Below are 6,733 nucleotides of genomic sequence, written 5' to 3' on the forward strand. Positions count from 1 at the left end.
GGACCCAATACCTCAAGGGTGCAACTTGCGCATGAGCCCGGGCTCCGCAGAAGCAGAGCACGGCGAAGAGGGTTGCGAGCGCACGTGAAGAAGTAGAGCCTAGCATTCGGGTAACCGTCAGAACGTCCCCAAATCATTCTCGCAGGACCACAAGATTGCCAGCGACGCGATGCCGGTGGCCGGCTCATCCAGTTCCGGGATCACCTTTTCCTGACACATTGAACCTGCTCCGTGACGGATGGACCCAATTAAGGGACGCGCAAGCCCGCGCCCATGCCTTGGTCCGAAAGACCTTTGAAAACGCCATTGGATGGAGGTTGTCATGGAGGTCAATTCCGACAGGTTGAATGCCTTTATGGGCAAGATGATCACCGAGGTGGGGGCGGCGATGAACGCATCGCTGGTCCTGCTGGGCGATAAGCTCGGCCTCTACCGCGCCCTCGCCGCCAAGGGACCGATGAACTCCGCCGAGCTGGCGAGCGCCACCGGAACGAACGAACGCTACGTCCGCGAGTGGCTGGCGAGCCAGGCGGCTTCTGGTTACGTCGAATATGATACCGCTTCAGGAAAATTCTCGATGCTGCCGGAGCAGGCGATGGCGCTTGCCGACGAGGACAGCCCGGTGTTCCTCGGCGCAGTCGGCAATGTCATTGCCGCGGCGTTTCTCGACGAACCGAAGATTACGGATGCATTCAAGTCCGGCAAGGGTGTCGGTTGGAACCGGCGGAGCGAGTGCCTGTTCTGCGGCACCGCCCGCTTCTTCCGCACCGGCTACATGCATCATCTGGTGCAGGAGTGGCTGCCCGCGCTCGACGGCGTCGTGGACAAGCTCGAGCGCGGTGCCAAGGTCGCCGATGTCGGTTGCGGGCATGGCGTTTCGACGCGGCTGATGGCGAAAGCCTTCCCGAACTCCCGATTCTACGGCTTCGACTATCACGAGGGCTCGATCGAGGCCGCGCGAAAGGCGACCGTCGAGGCCAAGCTGGGCGACCGGGTCAGCTTCGCTGTTCACTCGGCCAAGACCTATCCGGCCGAAGGCTACGATCTCGTCTGCTTCTTCGATTGCCTGCACGACATGGGCGATCCCGTCGGCGCCATCAGCCACGTGCGCGAATCCATGGCCAAGGACGGCACCTGCATGCTGGTCGAGCCGTTCGCGGGCGACCGCCTCGAAGACAATCTCAATCCGGTCGGCCGCGTCTACTATGCGGCGTCGACCATGATCTGCACACCGGCCTCGCTCGACCAGGAGGTCGGCCTCGCACTGGGTGCACAAGCGGGCGAAGCAAGGCTGCGCAAGGTCGCCCGCGAAGGCGGCCTGACGCGCTTCCGCCGCGCCGCCGAGACGCCGTTCAACCTGATCCTGGAGGCGCGCATCTGACTCAACGGCGGACGTGCGCGGCCGACGATGTCAGGCCGCGGCGCCCGTCCCCATGCCAAATGTGAGCTGATTGCCGTCGGCATCCACGACGTCGAAGTCGCGCATGCCATAGTCGCGGTCCTCCGGTTGATTGAGCAGCCTGGCGCCGCGTCCTGATACCTCGGCATAGATCCGGTCGACATCTCTGACGAAAACGCAAAGACCGCCCTGTCCGGGCAACCGTTTCGTTGCGGCCGCCGCGAGCAAGTGCAGGCCGACCTCATCACGGCAGAGGCAGGCATAAGACGGAGGCTCACCGTATTCGAAGGTGACCTCGAAGCCGAGCACGTCGCGGTAATAGGCGAGGCTGGCAGCGATGTCGGAGACGACGAAGACGGTGGCGGAGCCGGCCATCATCGGGTGTTCGTCGGTCATTGGTCCCTCCCTCTGGCAAGCAATCTCCGGCGCGCAGGCTAACATGCGCGCTGGAGGTCTTGCACGGCCCAAGCCGCACCGTAAGCTGTCGCCCGAACAAGGCGGCGCGAGTCCGCCGGAACGGGAGTCATGCCGCACGATCCCCTGCTCACGCGCCTGACATCCGCCTTTGCCAAGGTGCCGGGCATCGCTGCCATCGTGCTCGGCGGCTCGCGCGCGCGGGGCAGCGCGCATGCTTCCTCCGATTACGACATGGGATTGTACTTCTCGGCGGCGAGCCCGCTCGATACGGATCGGCTACTCGCCGCCGCAAAGGAGATCGCCGACGATCCCGCCGCCACGGCCGTGACGCCGGTCGGCGAATGGGGCCCGTGGATCGTCGGCGGCGCCTGGCTGTCGGTGGAAGGCCGCAAGGTGGACCTGCTCTACCGCAACGCCGACGCGGTCGAGGCGGTGATGCAATCCTGCCGCGCCGGCGTGGTCACCATGGACTACCAGCCTGGTCATCCGCACGGCTTCTGCTCGGCGATCTGGATGGGCGAGATCGCCTATTGCCGGCCACTGCACGATCCGCAGGCGCTAATCGCCCGGCTGAAATCGATTGCGCTGCCCTATCCGTCGCCGCTGCGTACGGCGTTGATCCGGCGCTTTCAGTGGGAAATCTCGTTCGGCATCGAGAATGCAGAACTTGCGGTGGCGCGCGGCGAGCAGACCCATGTCGCAGGATGCCTCTACAGGTCGCTCGCGTGCCTCGCGCAGGTGCTGTTCGCACTGAACGAACGCTATCTCGTCAATGAAAAGGGCGCGCTCCAGGAGGCGGCCGGCCTCCCGCTGACCATCCCGCATCTGGTGCAGCAGGCGGACGAGATCTGGCGGCAGATCGGCAGCGGCGCCCTGGCGCCGGCTTGCGAAGTCTCGCGCAGGGTCGACCGACAGCTGAAGCTACTGACGTCTTGAAAACACGGAGCACCAGGTGACATCCGACAGTCCCGTCACTTACGAATGCATCGGCAACGTCGCCCGCATCACGCTGCGCCGCCCGCCCGTCAATGCGCTGAGCCTCGAGGTCATCCGGGCGGTGGTCGCCGCTCTCCGCCGCGCCGCCGACGATCCTGATGCGCGCGTGGTCGTGCTGGCGAGCGCGATTGCCAGGCGCTTTTCGGCGGGCCTCGATCTCGACATCCTGCTTGGCAAATCGGGCGCCGAGATCCGCGAATTCCTCCAGGCGCTCTATATCGACCTTTACGATGCCCAGTACGGGCTCGGAAAGCCGTCGATCGCTGCKGTCGCTGGCGCGGCCCGCGGCGGTGGCATGACCATGGCAGTGTCCTGCGACGTCGTGCTGGCATCCGAGAGTGCAACGTTCGGCTATCCCGAGATCGACGTCGGCGTCATTCCCGCGATCCACTACGCGCATCTGCCGCGCATCGTCGGACGCCACCGCGCTTTCGAGCTGCTGTTCACCGGCCGCGTCTTCAGCGCCGCCGAGGCACGCGAACTCGGCGTGGTGAACCGCGTCGTCGGAGATACGGCGCTCGAGGCCGAGGTCGTGAGGCTCGCGGCGCAGTTCGCCGCGAAATCGGCCGCGGTGCTGCGGATGGGCCGGGCCGCCTTCATGCGCCAGATCGACCTCGACTATCGGCGCAGCATTGCCAGCGCCGTGGACGATTTCTGCAACGTCGCGACGTCGGACGAGGCGCAGGAGGGCCTGAGGGCGTTCGTGGAGAAGCGGGCAGCGAAATGGTGAGGACGGCCGGTCGCGGCGCGAGTCGGGAACGCGAAGCGTTCAGGCGGTCTTGTCGACCGAAGACGATGAATCGGCCGGCGGATATTTCGTCACGGGCACCATGAAGGACTTGGTGCCGACCTGGTAGATGATCTTGCCGTTCTTCCCGTCATCGGTCGCGATCTGCGCCTGCCCGAACATGATGACGTTCTTGTAGACGTAGCCCGTGCCCTGCCGGGTGATGCCGTCGGTGGTGACGCTGACCTGCGCCTCCTTGCCGTTGACGGCGAGCACCTTGAAGCTCGCGCTCTTGCCGTTGTCGCTGGAATAGCCGCCCCAGCTTCCCATCAGACGGCTGTCGGAGGCCGGAGGCGCCTGTTTCTCGAGATTGGCGGTCTGCTTGCCAGCGCCACCCGCGGAGAACAGGAGCACCATGTTCTTGCCGTCCTTGGTGCCGACCGTGACGCCGCCGAACGTGATAAGCGAGCCCTGGACCTCGCCGAAGCCGCGTTCGGTATGCCCGTTATGGGTATACTCGACCTGCGCCCGGGCACCGCGGATGTTCACGACCTTGAAGCCGACGGGCTGGTTGTTGCCCACCCAATTGCCCTTCCAGTCACCGACCAGAGTGCTCTGGTGAAAGATCCGCTCGTTCGCGGGCGAAATCTGGCTGGTGCTCGATGTGACGATGGCCATTGGATTGCTCGGCGGAAAAACCCGCTTTCGTTCGCTCCAGCAATGTCAGTATGCTGGCCGGAAATGAACGGAACCATCCGATTAGGGCCACGCGCAGGTTAATGAKCGGTTAAGTTCAACCGCCGGCTGACACGGCAAAACGCCTCAGCCGGGGCCTGCCTTAGCGTCCCCAGCGATCCGACCAGATCTTCTCGCCGATCATGCAGCTGACGCGCGGCTCCTTGTCCGCAACGCGCACCACGGGACGCTCCGGCGTGCGGCCTGCGACCTCCATCAGGAGCTTGGTGCGGATCGCTTCCTTGAACTTCTCGCGGTCCTTGATCGTGATGACGAAGGAGCCGGGACCGCCGATCACGCAATCCTCGTAGTAGTAGTCGAGATTGTCGATATCCATGGTCGAATAGGACGGCTCCTTGACCATGATCGGCAGGCCGTTGATGACGATGCCTTTCTCGAGCGCGGCGTCGCGCGCCACCGTGACCGGGCCGCCATTGTTGTTGGGACCGTCGCCGGAGATGTCGATGACGCGGCGCAAGCCCCGATAGGGATCCTCGTCGAACAGCGGCATCGCGAACGTGATCGCGCCGGAGATCGAGGTGCGCGAGGCGCGCCGGATCGGCGTCTTCAAGATTTCGGCGGCGACCGCATCCGCGGTCTCCGGTCCGTCGATCAACCGCCAGGGAATGATGATCTTCTGGTCGCTGGAAGCAGCCCACTCGAAATAGGTCACCGCGATCCGGCCGTTCGGACCGAGCTTCAGCGCCTGCAAGAACTCCTTCGACTGGATCGCCTGCGCATAGCCTTCGCGCTGGATCGCGAGCTCGTCCATGTCCATGGAGTAGGAGACGTCGACCGCAAGGACCAGTTCGACATCGACCGTCTGCGCGTCCCTGTCGGCCGCCGGCCGCTGCGATCGATCCTTGGACGCCTCAAATTTAGGTCCTGGTGCGGCGAAGCCCGCAACATCCCCCCCGGCGAGCACGCCGGCCACCAGCACAGCCCCGATCGAGAACAGCAAGCGCATCGCAGCCTCCCGTCGTATGACGCGATGGTGACATGCAATCGCCTTGCCGCAAAGTGCGAAGATCGCTTGCGCTTCACATTCAAGTTAGGAATTTGCGTCGTTGCGGCGACTTGCCGTCGTTTGGCCATAGCGATGACGTCGGAACGCGCAATCACCTGCGCCGTCATTCCAGGGCTCGCGAAACGCGAAGCTCCGGCGCGCCCTGCGTCCGGGAATCTCGAGATTCCGGGTTCGATACTGCGCGTCGCCCTGGAATGACGACTCGTGGGATGGAGCGTCCCGCCCACTTGTCCGACGCGATTTCCATGCTAGGCTGGCCGCACAGATGGGGATGGAGTCCCCCGACAACCRCCCGGCGGTCGGTGACCGTGATGGGCTGATGACTCCTGCTTGAGGTGGGGCAATTTTGAGCCTCTGCCTTTGGCGGGAGCATGGACAAACCCGCCGATGGCGGGTTTTTTGTTGCCTGACGACGAAGGCAGCGAGAAGGCCAGGACGTGAAGGCCAAGGAGAACTTCAAGGGGAAATCCGAGGCGTGACGACGACGACACCGAATGCTGCGCGTGCCGGGCTGCCCAGAGGGATCTGGGTGCTCGGCTTCGTCTCGATGCTGATGGACATCTCCTCCGAGATGATCCACGCGCTGCTGCCGGTCTATCTCGTCACCGTGCTCGGCGCCTCGACGCTCACGGTCGGCTTCATCGAGGGAATTGCGGAGGCGACGGCCTCGATCACCAAGATCTTCTCCGGCGCGCTGTCGGACTGGCTCGGCCGCCGCAAGCTGCTCGCCGCCCTCGGCTACGGGCTGGCCGCCTTCACCAAACCGCTGTTCCCGCTCGCGCCCAGCGTCGAATGGCTGGTGGCCGCGCGCTTCATCGACCGGGTCGGCAAGGGCATCCGCGGCGCGCCGCGCGATGCGCTGATCGCCGATATCGCTCCCATCGGCCTGCGCGGCGCGAGCTTTGGCCTGCGCCAATCGCTCGACACCATCGGCGCCTTCGTCGGACCGCTCGCGGCGATCGGCCTGATGTGGTGGACGGCTGACAATTTTACCGCCGTGTTCTGGGTTGCCGTGCTGCCGGCCTTTCTGTCCTTCGGCCTGATCGCCTTTGCCGTGAGCGAGCCGGAGCCGGACCCAAGCCGGGAATCTGCGAAAAATCCGCTCAATCTCGCTGCGATGCGGCAGCTCGGAGCGGTCTACTGGCGCGTCGTGGCGGTCGGAATCGTCTTCACGCTCGCGCGCTTCAGCGAAGCCTTCCTGATCCTGCGCGCGCAGAACATCGGCCTCAATGCGATGTGGGTGCCTGCGGTGCTGGTGCTGATGAACATCGTCTACGCGCTGTCGGCCTATCCGGCCGGCGTGTTGTCGGACCGCATCAACCGGACCGCCCTGCTCGCGCTCGGCCTCCTCTTCCTCTGCGGCGCCGACCTCGCACTCGCGCTGCTGCCGAACCTTGGCGGCCTGGCGCTCGGTGTCGCGTTGTGGGGGCTG

General features: G+C 64.8%; 7 protein-coding genes and 1 riboswitch. Of the genes, 4 read left to right on the forward strand and 3 right to left on the reverse strand.

The annotated features are described in order from the left end of the window. The first annotated feature begins 322 nt into the window (after positions 1-322). Entirely contained in the window at positions 323-1,381 is a 1,059-nt protein-coding gene (locus AC1D00_RS20750; protein ID WP_477011951.1) for a class I SAM-dependent methyltransferase, read from the forward strand. 30 nt (positions 1,382-1,411) lie between these two features. Here AC1D00_RS20750 and AC1D00_RS20755 read toward each other — a convergent pair whose 3' ends face one another. Then, positions 1,412-1,795, reverse strand: a complete 384-nt coding sequence (locus AC1D00_RS20755; RefSeq protein ID WP_477011952.1) for a bleomycin resistance protein — start codon at positions 1,793-1,795, stop codon at positions 1,412-1,414. Positions 1,796-1,924: 129 nt separating this feature from the next. Here AC1D00_RS20755 and AC1D00_RS20760 point away from each other — a divergent pair, with 129 nt between their 5' ends. Continuing rightward, positions 1,925-2,752 (forward strand): nucleotidyltransferase domain-containing protein, encoded by an 828-nt coding sequence (locus AC1D00_RS20760; RefSeq protein WP_477011953.1) that lies wholly within the window; start codon positions 1,925-1,927, stop codon positions 2,750-2,752. Between the two features lie 16 nt (positions 2,753-2,768). Then, entirely contained in the window at positions 2,769-3,542 is a 774-nt protein-coding gene (locus tag AC1D00_RS20765) for an enoyl-CoA hydratase/isomerase family protein (RefSeq protein WP_477011954.1), read from the forward strand. A 39-nt stretch (positions 3,543-3,581) separates the two neighbouring features. Here the strand turns inward: AC1D00_RS20765 and AC1D00_RS20770 are convergent, their stop codons facing one another. Together AC1D00_RS20770 and AC1D00_RS20775 are read right to left on the reverse strand one after the other, a co-directional pair. Next, a complete protein-coding gene (locus AC1D00_RS20770; RefSeq protein WP_135177373.1) occupies positions 3,582-4,217 on the reverse strand; it encodes a hypothetical protein in 636 nt (211 codons plus the stop codon). 160 nt (positions 4,218-4,377) lie between these two features. Beyond that, positions 4,378-5,241 carry a DUF1194 domain-containing protein gene (locus AC1D00_RS20775; RefSeq protein ID WP_404558297.1) on the reverse strand — a complete coding sequence of 288 codons (864 nt, stop codon included), beginning with the start codon at positions 5,239-5,241 and terminating at the stop codon, positions 4,378-4,380. A gap of 318 nt (positions 5,242-5,559) precedes the next feature. After that, a riboswitch (Fluoride riboswitch) is annotated at positions 5,560-5,637 on the forward strand. Between the two features lie 139 nt (positions 5,638-5,776). Between AC1D00_RS20775 and AC1D00_RS20780 the strand changes: the two genes are divergently transcribed. Next, a partial coding sequence (locus AC1D00_RS20780; protein WP_477011955.1) for an MFS transporter occupies positions 5,777-6,733 on the forward strand: 957 nt, incomplete at its 3' end.

It is taken from the genome of Bradyrhizobium sp. P2_E8, assembly GCF_056403875.1.

Bases quoted from the DNA above. Each gene is read 5' to 3' on its own strand.
- AC1D00_RS20755 (WP_477011952.1), bottom strand. From the start codon at position 1,795: ATGACCGACGAACACCCGATGATGGCCGGCTCCGCCACCGTCTTCGTC.
- AC1D00_RS20770 (WP_135177373.1), bottom strand. From the start codon at position 4,217: ATGGCCATCGTCACATCGAGCACCAGCCAGATTTCGCCCGCGAACGAG.
- AC1D00_RS20750 (WP_477011951.1), top strand. From the start codon at position 323: ATGGAGGTCAATTCCGACAGGTTGAATGCCTTTATGGGCAAGATGATC.
- AC1D00_RS20760 (WP_477011953.1), top strand. From the start codon at position 1,925: ATGCCGCACGATCCCCTGCTCACGCGCCTGACATCCGCCTTTGCCAAG.
- AC1D00_RS20775 (WP_404558297.1), bottom strand. From the start codon at position 5,241: ATGCGCTTGCTGTTCTCGATCGGGGCTGTGCTGGTGGCCGGCGTGCTC.